1 protein-coding gene is annotated in these 423 nt (G+C 69.0%); it reads left to right on the forward strand.

The window, feature by feature from the left end; genetic code table 11:
• The coding region (locus G3I78_RS49030) for a DUF6415 family natural product biosynthesis protein (RefSeq protein ID WP_203616563.1) at nt 1-392 on the forward strand (392 nt) is incomplete at its 5' end.
• Nucleotides 393-423: the final 31 nt, after the last annotated feature.

The raw sequence follows: 423 nt of genomic DNA on the forward strand, positions 1-423 counted from the left end.
CGAGGATGTCCGCAACCGTGCAGGCCGGCGCGTTCCTGGTATACGAGGCCGATGACGGCGCAGCCGCCACGGCACCTTTGGACACCACCGTCATCAGCGAATCCGTCTCCACCGTCCTTGAACCGCGTGACATCGAACCGCGCGCGGCCGTGCGACAGCTCTGGTTCTCCTGGCTGGCCGGCCACCTTCACCTCCTCGTGTCGCAGATCGAGGCCCGGCCCGGAGGGCCGCGCGAAGAGGGCCTCGATTTGATGCTGCAGTCGACCCGCACCGACCTGGACGCAGGCCTCCCCGAGCAGGCGGCGGCCGCGTATGTGAAGCTGCAGGAACTGGCCCGCATCTGCCGCTTCTTCCTCGGCCTCGCCCTCGACCAGCCGGGAACAGGCCGGTGAGCCGCACCTTCCGGACTGGAGACCGGGTGCT

Source organism: Streptomyces sp. SID13726 (assembly GCF_010548375.1).
In the GTDB taxonomy this organism is placed as follows: domain Bacteria; phylum Actinomycetota; class Actinomycetes; order Streptomycetales; family Streptomycetaceae; genus Streptomyces.